Raw genomic sequence first — 18,840 nt, 5'->3', positions numbered from 1 at the left:
TCGCACGCCGCGAAACTCGATGCCGAATTACTTGTTGGGCTGCGGCGTCATGCGCAGGTACGGACGCACGACCTTGTAGCCCTTCGGGAATTTCTGTTTCAGCACTTCCGGATCCTGCAGCGACGGCACGATCACGACGTCTTCGCCTTCTTTCCAGTTGCCGGGCGTGGCGACCGAGTAATTGTCGGTCAGCTGCAGCGAATCAATGACGCGCAACACTTCATCGAAATTGCGGCCGGTGCTGGCCGGGTAAGTGATGATCAGGCGCACTTTCTTTTTCGGATCGATCACGAACAGCGAGCGCACCGTCAGCGTTTCATTGGCGTTCGGGTGAATCATGTCATACAGATTCGACACCTTGCGGTCCTTGTCCGCCAGAATCGGGAAATTCACCGACGTGCTCTGGGTTTCATTGATGTCGTTGATCCACCCCTTGTGCGATTCGACGTCGTCGACCGACAACGCGATAGCCTTGACGCCGCGCTTCTCGAACTCGCCCTTGAGTTTGGCGGTCAGACCGAGCTCGGTGGTGCACACCGGCGTGTAATCGGCCGGATGGGAAAACAGCACGCCCCAGCTGTTGCCGAGCCACTCGTGGAATTTGATGCGGCCTTGCGAGGAATCCTGTTCGAAATCGGGAGCGGTATCGCCCAAACGCAAACTCATGACATGGTCTCCTTGAGGTGCTTCATTGCGGTCTTAGAAGATTATAGGATGCGGGAGGCCGGCAAAAGGAATATAAAATCAGTAGCAAATAATTTTTTGCTATATGGGTCTCCGCCGGTTGTCGTTTCGTGGCAACGCATGCCAACCCGGGGTAGCATAGACACTGACGTATTCGTATTCATGCAGGAATGACCATGTCGCAATCGCAAGCCAATAAGGAGAAGCTCATGACCGATATCAAGGCGGTACTCGCCGACGCGGAAGATCTGCTCAAACAAGCCACCAACGCCACTGGCGAGCGTGCCACCGAATTGCGCGAAAATGCCATGGCCCTGCTCAAGCAGGCGAAGGAGAAGGCCTCCGATGTCCAGGTCGTGGTCGTGGAGAAAAGCAAGCTGGCGGCGCGCGCCACCGATGACTACGTGCATGACCATCCCTGGCAAGCGGTTGGTATCGCCGCCGGCGTCGGCCTGCTGCTCGGCTTGCTGATCAATCGCAAATAAAGCGGGCACGCGGCCGACACCGATGACCGACAACGACCGCTCCGCTGCGGGCCGTCCCTCGCTGCGCCGCACGGTCGGCGTAGCGCTCGAGATCGTTCAATCCCGGCTGGAATTGATCGGCATCGAACTGAGCGAGGAAAAGGATCGCCTGCTGACAATCGCCTTTCTCGGGCTCACCGGCATGCTGTTCGGCCTGCTGGCGCTGATCACCTTGACCGCGCTGGTCGCCGTACTGTTCTGGGACACCTACCGCTGGCAAGCCCTGTGCGCGATCGCGGTGATTTATCTGGTGGCCGGGCTGATCTGCGCGGCGCTGGCGCGGCGCATGCTGCGCGAGGCGCCGCTGCCGTTCGAGGCAACCCTCAACGAATTTCAGAAAGATCGCGATGCACTGCGCGGAGACTGAACGCCATGGCACCCCGCTCGCCTGACCCGTCTCGCATGCGGCCGCGACCGCACCGTTCGCATTACGCTCGGCGCGACCTGCTGGCGTTGCGCAAGGAGATCGTGCTGACCCGCATCACCGTCGAGCGCGCCGAACTTGGCGAGGCCCTCGACCAATGGCGCAGCGCCGCGCGCGGCTTTGGCTGGGTGCGCCTGCTGGCGCGCGGTCGCGGGCAATCCGCCGCACAGCGCCTGCTGACGCTCAGTGGCCTGTTGCAGCGTTATCCGTACCTGAGCTCGGTTGCCTCGCTCGTCCTGACCGGATTGACGCGCACCCGGCTGGGTAAATTCGCGCGGCCGTTGGCCAAATGGGGCGCATTCGGCATGCTCGCATGGAAAGGCTACGCGCTGTGGCAAGCCGCGACCGCCGGCGGCGACACCGCCGGCACAACGCGTGGCGCACCGAACAGCGACGACGATTTCTCCCCGCCGTGACCGACGCGCCGCGCCTGGTCGGCCGGGGTGGCACCGCGGTGGATCCCGGTCAGAATGCCATGCGCTGCAAAATGCGCTTGCCCATCACCTGATGCTTGAGTACGCCGGCGACATGCAGAAAGACAAATCCGGCCAGCAAGGCGTTCGAGTAGAAGTGGATACTCACCCACATCGCCAGGACTCGCGGATCGTGCAACGGCTGAGGAATGTGAATCAGGTTAAAGACGTTCACGGGCCGCGACATCATGAGCCAGCCCGATACGAACGACACCAATGCCATCGAATAAATCAGGACCTGCACCCCCTTGGCCACCACAACGTTGGGCACGCTGAGCTCGGTCAGCGGCGGCGCGCGAAAAGTCATGCGGTAAAAGACGCGGAAGAAAAACAGCGGCGTGAACAGCGCGGTGGCCGACACATTGATAAATGAAATCCAATTGAACACCGCCGGGCTCGGCTTGCCGAACGACGCGTAAAAGCCGGAAAAAATGCCCCAGATAATCAGAGCGGCAAACAGCCAGTGCAGCACAACCGCCAGCGGCGGGAATTTTTGAGTCTTCATGATCGATTGATTCATCCAAAAAATCGTTACCCCCATGGGCGAAGCCGTAATGGCTGCAATCGCACGCGCGGGCAACAGGTCAGTGATTTCACCGCCTGCATTGTGCTGCCGGGAGCGAGACTGCTGAACGAGAAAAAGAGGCGGCCGTGGCAGAACCGCGCCGCCGCACGTTAAGACAATTCCCACCACCACCCCGTCCCACGGCAATCCCGACAGGCCGATCGGGCGAGCCCACGCCCGATCGGCGGAGTCGGAAACATTCCGAAGCCAGGGCCGGCAAATTCTTATCTCTCCAGTGACGCCTTCCCGCCGCGCCCGGCAGCGGATATCGATACAGTCGTGCCGACTCAGTCCATCCGAACCACTCACCATGTTTCCAACGAAAGCCGCTGAACAATCCCTGGGCCGACTTCTGCTGGGCGTTACCTTATTGGTTGCCGTGCTCTGGTCGCTCAGCGCTCCGCGCGATCTATTCTCCGCGCCACCAAGCACTGCCGTGCTGGCGCGCGAAGCCATCGTGCTCAGCGGAGTCTGGGCCTACGTGCTGCTGACGCTGGCGATCGTGGTGGTAATGCGCTGGCGCTGGATCGAGAAACCGTTGGGCGGACTCGACCGGTGCTACCGGCTGCACAAATGGGCAGGCATTGCGACCGGCGCAGTGGTGTTGCTCCATTGCATCCTGGAATGGCTTCCCGATGGACTCGCCCGAATTCGCACCGCACAGTCGGCCGACGCGTCGAGACAAGTTGGCCTGGACTGGAACGCAGCGACGCAGGAAATGGCCGAACTGGCCAACGGTACGCTGCTGTGCGCGCTGATTGCTATTGCGCTGTTGCGCAGCATTCCTTATCGCTGGTTCCGCAAAACACACCGGCTATCGGCATTGCTGTATTTGGCGACGACCTGGCATGCGCTGCTGCTACTGCCGCCGCAATTGCGCCTCACACCGCTCGGCGCGCTGGTCGGGCTGAGCGCATTATTGGGGGGCGCCGCGGCCGCCGTGTCCGCCACTGGCGGAGTCGGGCGGCACCGGCGCGTGAACGGAACGATCACCTGGCTCGAAGCCCATGATGGCATGCTGGAAGTCGAGTGCACGCTGGACACACGCAGCCTGCCGCATCGGCCGGGGCAATTCGCCTACGTCTGCTTCGATCCCGCCGAGGGACCACACCCATTCACGATTGCCGGCGCCGACCCGCAGGCGAGGAAAATCCGTTTTGTCATCAAGGCGCTCGGTGACTACACCGGGCAGCTCGCCAGACGGTTGGCGCTCGCACAGCCGGTCACGATCGAAGGACCCTATGGCGGCTTCGATTTTCGCGGCACGGCTAGCGAGCAGGTCTGGGTCGCCGGCGGCATCGGCCTGACACCATTTCTGGCGCGTCTCGAATATTTGCGCTGGCTCGGCCGCCGCTCGCCGTCGGTGACATTCTTTTACTGCACGCGCGACACCGCAAAGGATCCCTACGTACCGCGGTTGCGCGCGCTTTGCACGCAGACGGGCGTGACGCTCGTGCTGGTCGACAGCGCGCGCCAACGACCGCTCGACTTCGAAGCGATCACCGCGGGACTGCACGATCCGGCCGGTGCCGAGCTGTGGTTCTGCGGCCCGGCCCGCTTCGGCGCGGCGCTGCAGCGTGCCTGGCGCGCCACCGGGCTGCCTGGCCGGCGCTTTCACCGTGAATGGTTCGAAATGCGCTGAGCGCGGCCTATGAGGCTCGCAACCTGTCCGTGGAGGTTGCCGGGGCAACCGGTGGCGATGCCGGCGCCGCATCGGTCAGTCTGGCCCGTCCGAGCGCATTCACCACAATGGCGCGGGCTTCGTCGCCTTGCCGAAACGTGACCGTTCCCGACAGCCAGTTCCAACGACCCGCGCGGGTGTAGCCATTGGCCGCGTAAGCGATAAAGGGCATCGCCTCACCACCGCTCTGACGCGACGTCGCAACGATCCCGCCGCGCAGCGCCAACTGGCGTATCAATATGGCCTCGCCCAGATCGTGCCGGTTGTTCAGGTTGCTGTCGACGAACGTGATCCAGCCGGACGACCAGTCGGCGCCATCGAGCGGCGCGACCACCACGCGCGCCTGACGGGCAAGCGCGGCAGCGCGCGCATGGTGCAGTGTCGCCAGAAAATCGCGGGCGGCGCTGCGCAGGGCCAGACGGCCCATCACACCTTGCAGCGAAGGTGTCACGGCCAAGGCGAGCGAGCCGACGATGGCCAGCACGATCAGGAGTTCGACCAGGGTCACGCCGCTCGCCCGGGGGATTGCGCGCCACCATGCATTGCGCATCGGCCTCACCAGCAGCCGGCCGGGCCAGGCAGGCGCCCTGCCGCGCCACGTTGACCGTCGCTTTGCAGCAGCAGCTCGCCACAGATGCTGTCGTCGAACCTGTGTGGGATCGCGCGCAAACGCACGCACAGGCGATAGGAGGTCTGCTCGCCCGACGCCGCGGCAGCGCATCTCGCCATCGCCAACCGGTAAGCGCTGCGCGCCGGCGTGTCGGACGAATAGGCATCGAGGCCCTGCCACGGATCCTCGGGCTTGTCACGGTCATGACCGTAGGTGCCGCTCGTCAGGTAGTGCAGTTCGAGTCGCTGCAGATTGCGCAGTAACGCGGCCTGGCCTTCGGCGCGCTTCGCACGCAGCACATAGGTCGCGTAGCCGCTGTATGCGAATGACGCCAGCGCGGCGACAATGGCCATCGCAATCAGCAACTCGATCAGCGTGAATCCGGCGGTTGCGGTATGTCTTTTCATCTCTCGTCGATCTCGTTAATCGGTTGCGCCGTCGATCGGCCGGACCGCGCGAGCCATGCCGGCCCGCATCTCGTCCCAGGTGGTGATCTCTCGCCAGCTCAGGCGGCCCGCCGGGAGCTGCTCGACTGTCGCTCCCTCGCCGTCCGGCCGCGCCAGGCGATACACGCTTTGCAGGATCACCGGTTGCCGCAGTGTCGGCCCGTAGCCGGCCGCGGTGATCCGATATAGCGCGTCGAGCGGCGCCGCGCCGCGCGCCCGCGCGACCGCCGGCAATGCCTCGATAACGTAGCGCGGCAACCGGGCGACGGACAGCCGCGCGCCGGTGAAGGTGCCGTAGGCGACACTCGCTGCGCTCGCGGTAACGTCGTCGAAATCCACCGTCAGCCAAACGGAAGGTTGCCCGGGCGCGCTCTGACACAGCCCCTGCCGCATACCCCCGCGCTGGCATACGCCGGGCACGAAGGACTCACGCGCGCGCTCGGCAAGCCGGCGAGGCATCGCCGGCGACGTCGCAAACAGCGCGGCCCGAGAACCGAGTGCGATATCGCGCTCGGCATCGGCCAACGCCGCTTCGGCCGCGTAAAACGCGTGAGTGCGCTCACGCTCGGCGTGCGCAATGCGCGTGCTCAGTTGCACCACTCGCAGCGCGGACATACCAAGCATCATCATGCCGGCCAGCGTCAACAGCGTTACGACCAGAGCCATGCCGCGCTGGGCGAACGTCGCGCGAGGCGCCGCCCCGCTCTCGCTCACGATGGTTGGCGCATTGCATTGCGCAACTGAATCGTAGCGCTCACCTGATGGCGCGCCCGTGGTATGTCGGCAGCCGGGCGGTATATGCCGTCCGCCTCCGGATAATCTCGCCCGAACAGATAAAACACGCCGGGCGGCTCCGCTGAGCCGAGCGCGATCGGACTGCGCAACACCAGGCCCAGTTGTATGGCGACGACCTGCCGCCATTGCGCAGCCTGCAGCCGACGCGCCGGCAGAAACTGCTCCGGCACGCCATCGCCGTTCGCATCGATGCCGTAGATCACCTGAAAGTTCTCGACTCCCTCGACCAGCGCCTCGGCGCGGCTGCCGCCCGACGCGCGGAAATAGCGGCAATACAATGCTGGCTCGCCGCTGCTGCTGCGTGCCACATAAAAGACGCTGCGACCGCGCTCGTCGGCCGAGCCCGCGCCATTGGCACGGGGGCCCGGCACGCGCCGGCCGGCACAGTCGAGCACGCCGCCGTCACCGTCGCCCGCGCCGCTGCCTTCGTGCCGCACCTCGAGCAAATCGCTGCCACTCACGCTCGGCCCGCAGGCGGCAAACGCCAGCGCGCAGTTATCCTTGCCGCGAATGGCCGGCACCCGCTCGCGCGGCGGCGGCCAGACGACACGGCCAGCGTCGAGATCCCAGTTGCGATACCCTGCCATGCGCACCACGCGCCTGAGGATCGTCAATGCGAAGGCGCCTCGCTCCTGTAACGCGGCAAGCTCCATCTGGTGCACGTAAGCTCGCTTCGAGGCGAGCAGCATGGCGGTGGCGGCAAGCATCAGCAGCGATCCCAGGCTCAGCGCGATCATCAGTTCGATCAGCGACGCACCTCGCCAGTGCGATTGCCCAAGCGCTCGCATCATGCGGTATCAGTTCGAAAAATAATGGGGCGCCGGCAGATAGAAAACCCGCAAATGCTCGGATTGCGTGCCAACCCGCCAACCGATGCCGAGCGAGGGCGCCGACGCGCCGATATCGCCGCACCGCCATTGAGCGCCCGACACGAGCAATTTGCCTCGCGGACAGAACACGCCGCGTGCGCCGCTCAACCGCGTGCGCAGCGACGCTTGCCACGAAGCCCACTGTGCGGCTGCAAGGACATCGGGTTGGCAGGGGCCGGTATGGCACCCAGCCCGGGAATCGCCATGGGCACCGAGGGCGGCCGCATGCGCCAGCGCAGGGTTGACGAGCATCGCCTCGGCCAGATCGCCGGCCAGCTCTGCCGCAGTCATGTGGTGGGATGCATCGCGGTGAGCCTGCAGAACCAGCGCCTGGAGTTTTGCGGCGCCCAGCAGGCCGACCGTCATGATCGCCATCGCGATCAGAATCTCGATCAGCGAGAACCCTTGCATTGACGCCTCTTCTCCGACTGGACTGGTTCAGGAACGCGCATTGTGCGGAGAAGCGGAATCTTCGTCAAAGGTGAAGATTCCGAAATGCATGGCATTCAGAGTGAATGATGTTAATGCAAAGGAAAACGGCAGCCGAGGCTGCCGTTAGCGGGGAGACGGGCGGCGTCGATCTCTCAACGCTTGAGCGATTCGATCAGTTCGATATAACTCGTCATCGCGGCGTCTGGCGTGACGCCCTTGAGCATGGCCCAGGCGTCGAACTTGGCGCGCTCGACCATCGCCGTCATGCCGGGACGCTCGCCGCTCGCGTCGCCCTGAGTGGCTTGCTTGTACAGCGCGTAGATGCGCAACAGCGTCAGGTTATCGGGGCGCTCGGACAGTGCCTTGGACGCGGCCACCGCGTCGTCGAAACGCGCTTTCAAATCGCTCATTGCAAACTTCCTCCATAAAGAATCGAACGGATGCGATGAGTTCGAGCATAGCTGCGATTGCCGCGCGCACCTAGCGCGCGGCTAGACGCATGCCTCTAGTCGGACGCCGCGCCGGTGCCGGATGCGCCGACCTGTAGCGGCGCATCCGGCGGCCGTGGCGCATCGCCCGTATGCGCTATCCAACCGCCGCCGAGGTACTGGTACAGATCGACCAGATTGGTCAGGCGCTGCATGCGGGCGGTAATCAGCGACTGCTGGGCCGAGTACAGATCGGTTTGTGCCGTCAGCACCGTCAGATAGCTAGCGGCGCCGTTCTTGTAAAGCAGATTCGACAAGTCGAGCCGGCGCTGCTGAGAAACGACGTACTGCTGCAACGCCGCGATCTGATCGTCGTAGGTGCCGCGCGCGGCCAGACCATCCGAGACTTCGCGAAAAGCCGTTTGAATCGTCTTTTGGTACTGCGCGATCGCCACGTTCTTCTGCAGATGGGCGAGGTCGAGATTGGCCAGGTTGGTGCCCGCATCGAAGATCGGCAAGGTGATCTGCGGCGCGAACGTCCATGCCGCCGAGCCGGCCTTGAACAGCCCGCCGAGCGTCGCGCTCTCGGTCCCGAACTGGGCCGTCAGCGCGATCTTCGGAAAGAATGCCGCGCGAGCCGCGCCGATATTCGCATTGGCCGCGCGCAACCGCTGTTCGGCGGCCATGATGTCGGGCCGGCGCACCAGCAGGTCGGACGGCAGCCCGGCCGGGATGTCGGCCAGGATATGCTGGTCGTCGAGCGGCATGGGGGCCGGCAGATCGGCCGGCAGCGGTTCGCCGACCAGCAGCGTCAAGGCGTTCTCAGCCTGCGCACGCAAACGCACCTGGCTGGCCAGACTGGCGCGGGCCTGCTCGACCACGCCCTGGGCTTCGCGCAGGGTGAGCTCCGAACCGGTGCCGACGTTGAACTGCAGCCTGGCCAACTGGTAGGACGCCTGGGCATTGCGCAGCGTCTCGCGCGTGACCTCGAGCTGTTCGTCGTAGGCACGTACTGTGATGTATTGGTCGGCGACCTGGGATACCAGCGAGATTTCCGCCGCTTTGCGCGCTTGCGCACTCGCCAGATATTGAGCCAACGCCTGTGCCTTGAGGCTGCGGATGCGGCCCCAGAAATCGAGCTCCCAGGATGCCGCGCCCAACCCTACCGAATATGCGCCGGACACCTGCTTGCCCGACGAACTCAAGTCGGCAGGAACGTGTGAACGCGTATCGCTGGCCGTCGCGTTGACGGTCGGAAACAGGCCGGCGCGCACGATCCGGTATTGCGCTGCCGCTTCCTGCACCTGGAGCGCCGAGACGCGCAGATCCCGGTTATTGCGCAGCGCCAGCGCCACCAATGCGCGCAAGCGAGGGTCGCCGAAGAAATTCTTCCAGCCGATGTCGATCGCCGGAAGCTGCTTGGCGCCATCGGCCGGCGCGCCGCTCCGATACGCGGCGCCGGTAGGAAAAGCCGAGGCCACGCCGCTTGCCGGACGCTCATAATGCGGCTGCAGCGAGCAGCCCGCCATCAGGGCGGCGACTCCCAGGGCGAGCGGCAGAGAAAGCCGGTTCATGATTGATCTCCTTCGGAATCCTGCGCATCGCCATTGACAGCCGATGCGCCCCGCGAGTCCGGCTTGCGTTTGGAGAATCTCTCGCGAATCACCACGAAGAACATCGGAATCATGAAGATAGCCAGGAAGGTCGCCGTCACCATGCCGCCGATGACGGCCGTGCCGATCGCGTGCTGGCTGGCCGACCCCGCGCCGTTACTGATGGCCAGCGGCAACACGCCGAGAATGAACGCCATCGACGTCATCAGAATCGGCCGCAGCCGCAGGCGGGCCGCTTCCATGGCCGCGGCCATCGCCGACATGCCCTGCTCCTGAAGGCTCTTGGCGAACTCGACGATCAGAATGGCGTTTTTCGCCGATAGCCCCACCGTGGTCAGCAAGCCGACCTGGAAGTACACGTCGTTCGAGAGGCCCCGCCCGGTCGCCGCCAGCAAGGCGCCGATGATGCCAAGCGGCACCACCATGATGACCGAGAACGGGATCGACCAGCTTTCATACAGCGCCGCCAGACTGAGAAACACCACCAGAATCGAGATGGCGTACAGCGCCGGCGCCTGAGAGCCCGACAGGCGCTCCTGATAGGACAGCCCGGTCCACTCGTAGCCGATGCCCTTGGGCAACTTGCTGGCGAGTTTTTCGATTTCGTTCATCGCCTGGCCCGAGCTCTTGCCGGGCGCGGCGCTACCCTGGATTTCGATCGACGAGACGCCGTTATAGCGTTCCAGCTTGGGCGATCCGTAAGTCCATGAACCGGTGGCGAACGACGAGAACGGCACCATTTTTCCTTGCGTGTTGCGCACGTACCAGCGGTCGATATCGGCGGGATTCATGCGATACGGCGCATCGGCCTGCACATAGACACGCTTGATGCGGTTGTCGGTGTCGAGGAAGTTGTTGACGTAGGCCGAGGCCCAGGCAATCGAGAAGGTCTGGTCGATCGAGGCGAGCGGCACGCCCAGCGCGCTGGCTTTCTCGCGGTCGATATGCACCTTGAACTCGGGCTGGTCGTCCAGGCCATTGGCCCGCACCAGCGACAGATCGGGGTCTTTCGCGGCCGTTCTCAGCAGCTCGTTGCGCGCGGCCATCAGGGCCGCGTGGCCGAGGCCGGCACGGTCTTCCAGCTCGAAGTCGAAGCCCGATGCGGTGCCCAGCGACGGGATCGGCGGCGGATTGATCGGGATCACCACCGCATTCTTGTACGAGGAGAAATGCGCGAAGATCCGTCCGATCAGTGCCTGCATCTTGTCCTTGTCGGCCGTGCGCAGGCTCCAGTCCTTGAGCCGCACGAATACCAACCCGGAATTCTGGCCGCGCCCGGCGAAGTTGAAGCCCGCCACCTCGAAGGTCGACTGGACCACGTCACGCTCCTGATTCAGGAGGTAGTGGCTGACGTCGTCGAGCGCCTGCTCGGTGCGCTGCTGCGTCGTGCCCGGCGGCGTCTGCACCTGGATGAACATAGTGCCCTGGTCTTCGTTGGGCAGGAACGAAGTCGGCATGCGCACGAACAGCAGCGCGACCGCGCCGATCAGCAACAGATACAGCAGCAGCCAGCGGCCCGAGCGTTTGAGCACGTGGTGCACGCCGGCGTGATATTTTTGCCGGCCATTGTCGAAGGTGCGATTGAACCACCCGAAAAAGCCCTGCTTTTCGGCATGATGCCCCTTCGGAATCGGCTTGAGCAGCGTCGCGCAAAGCGCCGGGGTGAGGATCAACGCCACCAGCACCGACAGAATCATCGCCACCACGATGGTCAGCGAGAATTGCCGATAGATCGCCCCGACCGCGCCGCCGGAGAACGCCATCGGCACGAATACCGCCGAGAGCACCAGCGCCACGCCGACCAGCGCTCCGGTAATCTGCCCCATGGCCTTGCGTGTCGCGTCGCGCGGCGACAGGCCCTCCTCGGCCATGACCCGCTCGACGTTCTCCACCACCACGATCGCGTCATCGACCAGCAGCCCGATCGCCAGCACCATGCCGAACATCGAGAGCGTGTTGATCGAGAAGCCGACCAACGCCATCACGCCGAACGTGCCGAACAGCACGACCGGCACCGCAATGGTCGGAATCAGGGTGGCGCGCAGGTTCTGTAAAAACAGATACATCACCAGGAACACCAGCACGATCCCCTCGAGCAGCGTCTTGACGACCTCCTCGATGGAGATTTTCACGAACGGCGTCGTATCGTACGGATACTCGACTTTCAGGCCATGCGGAAAATACCGCGACAGCTCGTTGATTCTCGCGCGTACCGCATCGGCGGTCTGCAACGCGTTGGCGCCGGTGGCCAACTGGATGCCCAGGCCGGCCGCGGGCGCGCCATTGTATTTAGTCGCCGTAATATAGTTTTCGCCGCCCAACGCAACGCGTGCGACGTCCTTGATGCGAACTTGGGAGCCGTCCGGATTGACCTTGAGCAGCACGTTGCCGAACTGCGCCGGGGTGCGCAGCAGGGTCGCCTCGCTGATGGTCGCGGTCAGCGACTGGCCCGGCACCGCCGGCGTGCCGCCCAGTTGCCCGGCGGCGACCTGGACGTTCTGCTCCTTGAGCGCATTGACGACGTCCACCGGGGTCAGGCCCACACGAGCCAGCTTGTTCGGATCGAGCCAGACGCGCATCGCATATTGCGTGCCGAACACCGTCACCGTGCCAACGCCGTTGACCCGGCTGATGGGGTCCTGCACATGCGAGACGAGGTAGTTCGCCAGGTCGTACTTCGTCATGCTGTGATCGGTCGAGACAAACGCCATCGCCATCAGGAAGCCGGTGCGCGATTTCGTCACGCTCACCCCCGCCTGCTGCACCGCCTGGGGCAGCAACGGCGTGGCCAACTGCAGCTTGTTCTGCACCTGCACCTGGGCAATATCCGGATCCGTACCCGGGGCGAAGGTCAGCGTGATCTGCGCCGTGCCGGAGTCGTCGCTGGTCGAGGCGATGTAGAGCAGATTGTCGAGGCCGTTCATCTGCTGCTCGATGACCTGCGTCACCGTGTCTTCCACCGTCTGCGCGGAGGCGCCGGCATAGGACGCGCGAATCTGCACGCCGGGCGGCGCGATGGTCGGATACTGCTCGACCGGCAGTGTCTTGATCGACAGCGCGCCGGCCAGCATCAGGACGATTGCGATCACCCACGCAAAAATGGGGCGATCGATAAAAAACTTGGCCATGGACCGCGCTCCCGCTTATTGGGCCTGTCCGGCCGCGGCAGCCGCCGCGCCGGAAGCGTTCACCGGCGGCATCGGCTGCTCGACCGGCTTGACCGTCATGCCGGGCTGCACTTTTTGGACGCCGGCCACGATCACCTTGTCGCCTGGCTTGAGGCCGCTGTTGACGATCCAGTCATTGCCGTAGGTTTGGCTCGCGCTCAGCGTGCGCAGCACGACCTTGTCGTCGGCGCCGACCACCAACGCGGTCGGCGTGCCCTTCGCATCGTGCGTGACACCGATCTGAGGCACCAGGATCGCGCGGTCGTTGACGCCCTCCTCCAGGCGCGCCCGCACGAACATGCCGGGCAGAAGCTCATGCTTCGGATTTGGGAAAACCGCGCGCAGCGTGACCGTGCCCGTGGTCTGGTCGACCGTGATGTCGGTGAACTCGAGTTTGCCTTCGAGCGGGTAAATCGAACCGTCATCCAGCACGAGCTTGACCTTGGCCTCGTTGGGGCCGGCCGATTGCAGCCGGCCGTTGGCCAGCTCGCGGCGCAGGCGCAGCAGATCGACGGTCGATTGCGTGACGTCGACGTAGATCGGATCGGTTTGCTGCACGGTCGCCATCAGTGTCGCGGCACTCGCCTGCACATAGGCGCCGGGCGTGACGTTCGACACGCCAATGGTGCCGGTGATCGGGGAGATCACGTCCGTGTAGCCAAGATTGATGCGCGCGGTTTCCACCGCCGCCTTGCCCGCGGCGACGTCGGCGGCCGCCTGTGCCTGCGCGGCCGCGGCGTTGTCGTAATCCTGCTGGCTGACCGCATGCGCGGCCACCAGCACTTTGTAGCGGGCCGCCAGGGCCGAAGTCGAGCTCAGGTTGGCGCGCGCCTTTTGCAGCGTTGCGCGAGCGCTGTCCAAAGCCGCCCGGTAGGGCGCCGGATCGATCTGATAGAGACGCTGGCCGGCCTTGACCTGGCCGCCCTCGGTAAACTCGCGATGCAGCACGATGCCATCGACGCGGGCGCGCACTTGCGCAACCAGATACGCCGACGTGCGCCCAGGCAATTCGGTGGTAACCGGCACGCTCTGCGCATGTACCGTGACCACGCCGACTTCGAACGGCTTCGGCGACGGCGTCTGTTTCTTGGCGCAGCCGGCGAGCAGCAGCGCCGAAACCGCAGCAACGGCGTAGATCAAACGCGTGGAATTCCGACCAAAACGCATGGAGCGACCTCTGTGTCTAGGCTGAGTCATTCGGTAACGGGGTAAGCGGCGGCATCGTGATCGCCGGGCAGCGCCCGGCCCCGCGACGTCAAAGGATGGGACGTGCCTCGCCTGACTTGGCGCTGCCCAGGCTTTCCTGGCAATCCGCCCACTGGCGGCGACGCCGTCACACGTGTGGCAACCGGTGTGGCTAGTCCGTTGTGCGGCTGCTATTATATATACATTCATTAATGAATGTTTTAATTGAAATACGTTGTAATGATCGGTTCCACATAGTAAAAATTCGCCGATCGCATGCCCGCTCGCCCCGCGCCGCAAGGCTGCGCCGGCGGCTTTCTGAAACGCTCCAGAGAACCAGAAAAATGGTCCGCAGAACCAAGGAAGAGGCTCTCGAAACCCGTCACCAGATTCTCGATGCCGCCGAACAGGTGTTTTTCGAGCAGGGTGTCTCGCGCACCTCGCTGGCCGATATCGCGACGGCCGCGGGCGTCACGCGCGGTGCGATTTACTGGCATTTCAAGAACAAGGCGGATCTTTTCACGGCCATGTTCGACCGCATTCGGCTGCCGATGGAAACCATGGTCGAGCGTTGCCGCATCAGCGATCCCGACCCGGATCCCGCCCAGACGCTACGCCGCGTATTCACCCAGGTTTTGTGCGAGACGGCGCGCAATCCGCACCGCCGCCGGGTGCTCGACATCCTGTTTCACAAGTGCGAATACACCGAGGAAATGGGTCCGGTGATGGAGCGCCACCAGGAGGCTTGCGCCGACGGGCGCAACCGCATGGAGCGTTGTCTGTGCGACGCGGTATCCCTGGGGCAATTGCCGGCCGACCTCGATACGCGCCGCGCCGCCGTGCTGATGCACGCGATGCTCACCGGCCTGATCAGTAATTGGCTGTTCCTGCCGCGCAGCTTCGATCTCGAGGCCGAGGCCAGCGCAATGGCCGACGGCTTCTTCGACATGCTGCGCTACAGTCCGGCACTGCGTGTGGCCACGGCGAATTGATGCAATTCACGGCGACCGGTCGGCGCACGCCTGATTGAGCAGCGGCGCAAACACCGCCGCGCGGGCGTCGAGCTGTTCGCGCAGATCGGTCTCGAGGCGCGCGTAAGTCTCGAGCACCGTGTGACCGAACGGGGTGACGTTGGCGCCGCCACCGGCCGCGCCGCCGATGTGACGCGTCACCAGCGGCTCGCGAAAATCGCGATTCATCGCCTCGACCAGCAGCCAGGCGCGGCGGTACGACATCTCCAGTTGCCGCGCCGCGGCCGAGATCGACCCGGTCTGCTCGATGGCCCGCAGCAATTGCACCTTGCCGGGCCCGAGCACGCGGGTCTGGCCGCAACGAATCCGTACCCGCAGGTCATAGCCGATCTCGCTCATTGCGCCGCGCCCCTAGCCCACGTGGCCGCCATACAGCACCGCGACGACTACGGCAGCAGCCAGTGCGACCCACAGCCATAGCCGCCGCATCGCCGGCGTAGGCTGGCGCGCGGCCGGCTCGGCCACCGTTGAGGCAGCGTCGGCCTGGGCTGGTGCCGGCGCCTCGGGCGTCACGCCCAGCGCGTCGGTAAAGCGTGAGAAAAAATCGTCCGCCAGCTTGCGTGCAGCCCCATCGACCAGCCGCGAACCGAGCTGGGCCAGCTTGCCGCCGACCTGGGCCTTGACGTGATAGGTCAGCAATGTCTCGGCCGCCCCCTGCGCGGCCAGCGTGACCTGTGCCTCGCCGCGCCCGAACCCGGCGGCGCCACCCTGCCCGTCGAAGCGCAATACGTAAGAGGTAGGGGGCACCACGTCGGCCAGCGTCATGCGCCCCTTGAAATGGGCCTTGACCGGCCCGACCGAGGCGAGCATCGCGACGTCGTAGGTGTCGTCGGCGGCCCGCTCCAGCGACTCGCACCCGGGAATGCACTGGCGCAGCACGGCCGGGTCGTTGAGCGCCTGCCACACGGCCTCTTGCGACACGGGCAGCACGCGGGAATTCTGCATTTCCATGACCAACCTCCTTGGCTTGAACGGGTTGCGGCGCCGGCACGCCGCTCAGGCGCCGCGCAGCACTTGCGCCAGTTGCGCGAGCGAGTCGAGATTGTGCGCCGGCAGGTGCCGGTCGACCAACGGTAGCATGACACGAATGCCGGCGGCCTTGGGTTCGAACCCCTCGTACCGCAACAGTGGGTTGAGCCACAGGATTTGCCGGCTGGCCAGTCGCAGATGCTGCATCGCTGCCTGCAACACGCCCGGTTCGGCCCGGTCGAGACCGTCGGTCACGAGCAGCACCGCGGCCCGCTGCGTGAGCATGCGCCGGGCCCACACACGATTGAACTGCTCGAGACAGGGGCCGATCCGTGTACCGCCCGACCAGTCGGGCACCGCGCGGCTCACCGCGCGCATCGCGTCATCGACGTCGCGCGCGCGCAGACAGCGCGTGATATTGCTCAGGCGCGTGCCGAACAGAAACACCGACAGCTTCTGCTGCTGCCCCAGCGCATGCAGGAAATGCAGCAGCACGCGGGTGTAACGGTGCATCGAGCCGGAAATGTCGCACAGCGCCACCAGCGGCGGAGTTCGGCGCACCTGGCGGCGACGGCGCAACAGCACCGGTTCGCCGCCGCACCGCAGGCTCGCGCGCAACGTCTGCCGCATGTCAACAGCGCCCGGCTCGCCCGGTCGCCAGCGGCGCGTGAGCACGGGCCGCAATGGCAGTGCGAGGCGTCCCGCATAACGCCGCGCCACTGCCCACTCGTCCGGCGTCATCTGCTCGAAGTCGCGCGACTGCAACCGTTCCCGCGCGGAAAATTCGAGCACCGCGTCGAATTCCTGCTGCTCGGCAGGTGCGCCAACGCGCGGCTGCTCGAGCCCGCTCGGCGCGAAGGCTTGGGCCAGGCGCGGGCTGAGCTCGCGCGGGCGCGGCAGACGTCCCGTAATCTGCGGCAAGAGCAGGCGCTGCGCCTGGCCCAGCAGGTCGGGCGCGCGCCAAAACACGTGGAAAGCCTGATCGAACAGCGGGCGCTGTTCATGCCGCGTCAAAAACAGCGCTGCCAGCGCGGCGTACCAGTCGTCGCGCCGCTCGACGCCAATCAGCTGCACGGCGACCAGCGCATCGGCAACCTGCGCCGGACCGACCGGCACGCCCGCGGCGCGCAGCACGCGGGCGAAATGCAGCAGGTTCTCGGCAAGCTTGCCGGCGGGTGCCGCTGCCGCCATCACGATACGGCGCCCGGCGCGGCCTGAGCCAAGCCGGCTTGAATGTCTCGCAGCATATCGGCGGCGACCTGGCCCTGAACGCGCAGCAGATCGTCCTGGTATTTGAGCAGCGCGCCGAGCGTTGCATCGATGGTGTCGGGGTCGAGCACCAGGCTATCAAGCGTGGTCAAGGCGCGGGTCCAGTCGATCGTTTCTGCCACGCCGGGCGACTTGAACAGGTCGGCGCCGCGCAGGCGCTGCACGAACGCGACCACCTGGCGCGACAGTGCGGCCGGCGCATCCGGCACTTTGCTCTGCAGAATTTCCAGCTCGCGCGCGGCGCTCGGGTAGTCGACCCAGTGATACAGGCAGCGGCGCTTGATCGCGTCATGAATCTCGCGGGTGCGATTGGAGGTCAGCACCACCACCGGCGGTTCGGCCGCGCGGATCGTGCCGTACTCGGGGATGGTCAATTGAAAGTCTGACAGGATCTCCAGCAAAAAGGCCTCGAATGGCTCGTCGGCCCGGTCGAGTTCGTCGATCAGCAGAATCGGCGGCCCGGCCAGGTCGGCCTCCAGCGCTTGCAGGAGCGGCCGCTTGAGCAGGAAAGTCTCGCTGTAGAGATGCGCACTCAGCGCATGGTTGTCCAGCGTGGGCGCCGCACGCGTGGCCTCGGCCAGACGGATCTCGAGCATCTGGCGCGCGTAGTTCCACTCGTAGGCGGCCGCCGAGATATCTAGCCCTTCATAGCATTGCAGACGGATCAGCCGGCGCCCGAGCACGCTGGCCAGGGCCTTGCCGACTTCCGTTTTGCCAACGCCGGCCTCGCCCTCGAGAAACAACGGCCGGCCCATGCGCAGCGCCAGGAAAATCGTGGTCGCCAGATTGCGCGGCGCGATATAACCGGTCCCGGCCAACGCCGCCTGCACCGCGTCGACCGTGCCGGGCAAGTCCGGCATGCCGGTCGCGTCGCTCATGCAGCCAGCGCCGCGGTGACGGCACGCCCGGTCAGCACCGGAATCAGGTGCGCGCGATAGTCGGCACTGGCGTGCATGTCCGAATTCAGCTCCGCCGGGTCGACGGTGATGCCGCGCAGTGCGTCGGCGCTGAACTGCTTGCCCAGCGCCGCCTCGAGCGCGCTCGCGCGAAACACGCACGGCCCGGCTCCAGTGACGGCCACGCGCACGCCCTGCGGCCCGTCGCTGACGAACACGCCGACCAGCGCGAAGCGCGATGCCGGCTGGCGGAATTTCAGATACGTCGCGCGGCGCGGCACCGGGAACGCCACCGCCGTGATGATTTCGTCGGGCGCGAGCGCGGTCTCGTACATGCCGAGAAAGAAATCGTCGGCGGCAATCTCGCGCCGGTCGGTGCGCACCACCGCGCCCAGGCCGAGCACCGCCGCCGGATAGCACGCGGCCGGGTCGTTATTGGCCAGCGAGCCGCCCAGGGTGCCGCGATTGCGCACCTGCCGGTCGCCGATACCGTCGGCCAGTGCCGCCAGCGCGGGAATTGCCCGTCTCACTTCGGCCGATGCGGCGACTTCGGCGTGCGGGGTCATCGCGCCGATCACCACCTGCGAGCCGTCGACGCGGATGCCCTTGAGCGCGGCCAGCGCTCCCAAATCGATCAGATCGGAGGGCGCCGCCAATTGCAGTTTCATCGCCGGCAACAGGCTCTGGCCGCCGGCCAGCAGGCGGGCCTCGGGGTGCGCGGCAAGCCACTTCGCCGCATCGGCAAGATCGGCCGGACGATGGTAGTTGAATGATTTCAT

The 18,840-nt window shown here is 65.3% G+C and carries 21 protein-coding genes; 5 read left to right on the top strand and 16 right to left on the bottom strand.

The window, feature by feature from the left end; all coding sequences use genetic code 11:
- Positions 1 to 27: 27 nt before the first annotated feature.
- Positions 28 to 666, bottom strand: a complete 639-nt coding sequence (locus tag PATSB16_RS01740) for a peroxiredoxin (RefSeq protein ID WP_047216166.1) — start codon at positions 664 to 666, stop codon at positions 28 to 30.
- 194 nt (positions 667 to 860) lie between these two features.
- Between PATSB16_RS01740 and PATSB16_RS01735 the strand changes: the two genes are divergently transcribed.
- The 3 genes from PATSB16_RS01735 to PATSB16_RS01725 are packed head-to-tail and all read left to right on the top strand — an operon-like array spanning position 861 to position 2,048.
- Entirely contained in the window at positions 861 to 1,169 is a 309-nt protein-coding gene (locus PATSB16_RS01735; RefSeq protein ID WP_072628590.1) for an ElaB/YgaM/YqjD family protein, read from the top strand.
- A gap of 22 nt (positions 1,170 to 1,191) precedes the next feature.
- Entirely contained in the window at positions 1,192 to 1,575 is a 384-nt protein-coding gene (locus PATSB16_RS01730; protein WP_047216165.1) for a phage holin family protein, read from the top strand.
- A gap of 5 nt (positions 1,576 to 1,580) precedes the next feature.
- Positions 1,581 to 2,048, top strand: coding sequence for a DUF3318 domain-containing protein (locus tag PATSB16_RS01725; RefSeq protein ID WP_156884548.1), 468 nt, complete (start codon positions 1,581 to 1,583; stop codon positions 2,046 to 2,048).
- A 49-nt stretch (positions 2,049 to 2,097) separates the two neighbouring features.
- Here the strand turns inward: PATSB16_RS01725 and PATSB16_RS20980 are convergent, their stop codons facing one another.
- Positions 2,098 to 2,610 (bottom strand): cytochrome b, encoded by a 513-nt coding sequence (locus PATSB16_RS20980; protein ID WP_047216855.1) that lies wholly within the window; start codon positions 2,608 to 2,610, stop codon positions 2,098 to 2,100.
- Between the two features lie 370 nt (positions 2,611 to 2,980).
- On the opposite strand from PATSB16_RS20980, the gene PATSB16_RS01715 reads away from it, so the two are divergent.
- Positions 2,981 to 4,312: a ferredoxin reductase family protein gene (locus PATSB16_RS01715; protein ID WP_052892789.1), complete on the top strand. Its 1,332-nt coding sequence runs from the start codon at positions 2,981 to 2,983 to the stop codon at positions 4,310 to 4,312.
- Between the two features lie 7 nt (positions 4,313 to 4,319).
- On the opposite strand, the gene PATSB16_RS01710 is transcribed toward PATSB16_RS01715, so the two are convergent.
- From PATSB16_RS01710 to PATSB16_RS01670, 9 genes are all read right to left on the bottom strand, one after another.
- Positions 4,320 to 4,901, bottom strand: coding sequence for a GspH/FimT family pseudopilin (locus PATSB16_RS01710; RefSeq protein WP_052892788.1), 582 nt, complete (start codon positions 4,899 to 4,901; stop codon positions 4,320 to 4,322).
- A gap of 5 nt (positions 4,902 to 4,906) precedes the next feature.
- Positions 4,907 to 5,368, bottom strand: a complete 462-nt coding sequence (locus PATSB16_RS01705) for a type IV pilin protein (RefSeq protein ID WP_052892787.1) — start codon at positions 5,366 to 5,368, stop codon at positions 4,907 to 4,909.
- A 15-nt stretch (positions 5,369 to 5,383) separates the two neighbouring features.
- Positions 5,384 to 6,073 carry a PilX N-terminal domain-containing pilus assembly protein gene (locus PATSB16_RS01700; protein WP_156884546.1) on the bottom strand — a complete coding sequence of 230 codons (690 nt, stop codon included), beginning with the start codon at positions 6,071 to 6,073 and terminating at the stop codon, positions 5,384 to 5,386.
- A gap of 44 nt (positions 6,074 to 6,117) precedes the next feature.
- Entirely contained in the window at positions 6,118 to 6,993 is an 876-nt protein-coding gene (locus PATSB16_RS01695) for a PilW family protein (protein WP_047216162.1), read from the bottom strand.
- A 6-nt stretch (positions 6,994 to 6,999) separates the two neighbouring features.
- The gene (pilV, locus tag PATSB16_RS01690) at positions 7,000 to 7,482 is read right to left on the bottom strand and encodes a type IV pilus modification protein PilV (protein WP_047216161.1); all 483 of its coding nucleotides are present in this window, start codon (positions 7,480 to 7,482) and stop codon (positions 7,000 to 7,002) included.
- A 173-nt stretch (positions 7,483 to 7,655) separates the two neighbouring features.
- A complete protein-coding gene (locus tag PATSB16_RS01685; protein WP_047216160.1) occupies positions 7,656 to 7,913 on the bottom strand; it encodes an acyl-CoA-binding protein in 258 nt (85 codons plus the stop codon).
- Between the two features lie 95 nt (positions 7,914 to 8,008).
- Positions 8,009 to 9,505, bottom strand: coding sequence for an efflux transporter outer membrane subunit (locus tag PATSB16_RS01680; protein WP_047216159.1), 1,497 nt, complete (start codon positions 9,503 to 9,505; stop codon positions 8,009 to 8,011).
- Positions 9,502 to 12,672, bottom strand: coding sequence for an efflux RND transporter permease subunit (locus PATSB16_RS01675; protein ID WP_047216158.1), 3,171 nt, complete (start codon positions 12,670 to 12,672; stop codon positions 9,502 to 9,504). The genes PATSB16_RS01680 and PATSB16_RS01675 overlap by 4 nt, the downstream gene beginning before the upstream one ends.
- Before the next feature lie 15 nt (positions 12,673 to 12,687).
- On the bottom strand, positions 12,688 to 13,878 hold the full coding sequence (locus tag PATSB16_RS01670) for an efflux RND transporter periplasmic adaptor subunit (RefSeq protein WP_047216157.1): 1,191 nt from the start codon (positions 13,876 to 13,878) through the stop codon (positions 12,688 to 12,690).
- A gap of 362 nt (positions 13,879 to 14,240) precedes the next feature.
- Between PATSB16_RS01670 and PATSB16_RS01665 the strand changes: the two genes are divergently transcribed.
- Positions 14,241 to 14,888 (top strand): TetR family transcriptional regulator, encoded by a 648-nt coding sequence (locus tag PATSB16_RS01665; RefSeq protein WP_047216156.1) that lies wholly within the window; start codon positions 14,241 to 14,243, stop codon positions 14,886 to 14,888.
- A 6-nt stretch (positions 14,889 to 14,894) separates the two neighbouring features.
- Here the strand turns inward: PATSB16_RS01665 and PATSB16_RS01660 are convergent, their stop codons facing one another.
- From PATSB16_RS01660 to PATSB16_RS01640, 5 genes are read right to left on the bottom strand one after another with little or no spacing between them, the layout of a single operon-like run.
- Positions 14,895 to 15,266, bottom strand: a complete 372-nt coding sequence (locus PATSB16_RS01660) for a winged helix-turn-helix domain-containing protein (RefSeq protein ID WP_047216155.1) — start codon at positions 15,264 to 15,266, stop codon at positions 14,895 to 14,897.
- A gap of 12 nt (positions 15,267 to 15,278) precedes the next feature.
- Positions 15,279 to 15,878: a CoxG family protein gene (locus PATSB16_RS01655; RefSeq protein ID WP_047216154.1), complete on the bottom strand. Its 600-nt coding sequence runs from the start codon at positions 15,876 to 15,878 to the stop codon at positions 15,279 to 15,281.
- Positions 15,879 to 15,923: 45 nt separating this feature from the next.
- On the bottom strand, positions 15,924 to 17,087 hold the full coding sequence (locus PATSB16_RS01650) for a vWA domain-containing protein (RefSeq protein ID WP_047216153.1): 1,164 nt from the start codon (positions 17,085 to 17,087) through the stop codon (positions 15,924 to 15,926).
- The gene (locus tag PATSB16_RS01645; protein ID WP_418303881.1) at positions 17,087 to 18,043 is read right to left on the bottom strand and encodes an AAA family ATPase; all 957 of its coding nucleotides are present in this window, start codon (positions 18,041 to 18,043) and stop codon (positions 17,087 to 17,089) included. Before PATSB16_RS01645 ends, PATSB16_RS01650 begins: the two co-directional genes overlap by 1 nt.
- Positions 18,040 to 18,840 (bottom strand): FAD binding domain-containing protein, encoded by an 801-nt coding sequence (locus PATSB16_RS01640; protein ID WP_047216152.1) that lies wholly within the window; start codon positions 18,838 to 18,840, stop codon positions 18,040 to 18,042. Before PATSB16_RS01640 ends, PATSB16_RS01645 begins: the two co-directional genes overlap by 4 nt.

Origin of the sequence: Pandoraea thiooxydans (assembly GCF_001931675.1) — a bacterium.
In the GTDB taxonomy this organism is placed as follows: domain Bacteria; phylum Pseudomonadota; class Gammaproteobacteria; order Burkholderiales; family Burkholderiaceae; genus Pandoraea; species Pandoraea thiooxydans.
Note: the sequence above shows the minus strand (reverse complement) of the source record. Positions and strands in the feature narration are given on the sequence as shown.

What these genes read in the sequence shown, in the direction of transcription:
- PATSB16_RS01740 (WP_047216166.1), bottom strand. Translation starts at nt 666, where the DNA reads ATGAGTTTGCGTTTGGGCGATACCGCTCCCGATTTCGAACAGGATTCC.
- PATSB16_RS01735 (WP_072628590.1), top strand. Translation starts at nt 861, where the DNA reads ATGTCGCAATCGCAAGCCAATAAGGAGAAGCTCATGACCGATATCAAG.
- PATSB16_RS01730 (WP_047216165.1), top strand. Translation starts at nt 1,192, where the DNA reads ATGACCGACAACGACCGCTCCGCTGCGGGCCGTCCCTCGCTGCGCCGC.
- PATSB16_RS01725 (WP_156884548.1), top strand. Translation starts at nt 1,581, where the DNA reads ATGGCACCCCGCTCGCCTGACCCGTCTCGCATGCGGCCGCGACCGCAC.
- PATSB16_RS20980 (WP_047216855.1), bottom strand. Translation starts at nt 2,610, where the DNA reads ATGAAGACTCAAAAATTCCCGCCGCTGGCGGTTGTGCTGCACTGGCTG.
- PATSB16_RS01715 (WP_052892789.1), top strand. Translation starts at nt 2,981, where the DNA reads ATGTTTCCAACGAAAGCCGCTGAACAATCCCTGGGCCGACTTCTGCTG.
- PATSB16_RS01710 (WP_052892788.1), bottom strand. Translation starts at nt 4,901, where the DNA reads ATGCGCAATGCATGGTGGCGCGCAATCCCCCGGGCGAGCGGCGTGACC.
- PATSB16_RS01705 (WP_052892787.1), bottom strand. Translation starts at nt 5,368, where the DNA reads ATGAAAAGACATACCGCAACCGCCGGATTCACGCTGATCGAGTTGCTG.
- PATSB16_RS01700 (WP_156884546.1), bottom strand. Translation starts at nt 6,073, where the DNA reads ATGGCTCTGGTCGTAACGCTGTTGACGCTGGCCGGCATGATGATGCTT.
- PATSB16_RS01695 (WP_047216162.1), bottom strand. Translation starts at nt 6,993, where the DNA reads ATGATGCGAGCGCTTGGGCAATCGCACTGGCGAGGTGCGTCGCTGATC.
- pilV (WP_047216161.1), bottom strand. Translation starts at nt 7,482, where the DNA reads ATGCAAGGGTTCTCGCTGATCGAGATTCTGATCGCGATGGCGATCATG.
- PATSB16_RS01685 (WP_047216160.1), bottom strand. Translation starts at nt 7,913, where the DNA reads ATGAGCGATTTGAAAGCGCGTTTCGACGACGCGGTGGCCGCGTCCAAG.
- PATSB16_RS01680 (WP_047216159.1), bottom strand. Translation starts at nt 9,505, where the DNA reads ATGAACCGGCTTTCTCTGCCGCTCGCCCTGGGAGTCGCCGCCCTGATG.
- PATSB16_RS01675 (WP_047216158.1), bottom strand. Translation starts at nt 12,672, where the DNA reads ATGGCCAAGTTTTTTATCGATCGCCCCATTTTTGCGTGGGTGATCGCA.
- PATSB16_RS01670 (WP_047216157.1), bottom strand. Translation starts at nt 13,878, where the DNA reads ATGCGTTTTGGTCGGAATTCCACGCGTTTGATCTACGCCGTTGCTGCG.
- PATSB16_RS01665 (WP_047216156.1), top strand. Translation starts at nt 14,241, where the DNA reads ATGGTCCGCAGAACCAAGGAAGAGGCTCTCGAAACCCGTCACCAGATT.
- PATSB16_RS01660 (WP_047216155.1), bottom strand. Translation starts at nt 15,266, where the DNA reads ATGAGCGAGATCGGCTATGACCTGCGGGTACGGATTCGTTGCGGCCAG.
- PATSB16_RS01655 (WP_047216154.1), bottom strand. Translation starts at nt 15,878, where the DNA reads ATGGAAATGCAGAATTCCCGCGTGCTGCCCGTGTCGCAAGAGGCCGTG.
- PATSB16_RS01650 (WP_047216153.1), bottom strand. Translation starts at nt 17,087, where the DNA reads ATGGCGGCAGCGGCACCCGCCGGCAAGCTTGCCGAGAACCTGCTGCAT.
- PATSB16_RS01645 (WP_418303881.1), bottom strand. Translation starts at nt 18,043, where the DNA reads ATGAGCGACGCGACCGGCATGCCGGACTTGCCCGGCACGGTCGACGCG.
- PATSB16_RS01640 (WP_047216152.1), bottom strand. Translation starts at nt 18,840, where the DNA reads ATGAAATCATTCAACTACCATCGTCCGGCCGATCTTGCCGATGCGGCG.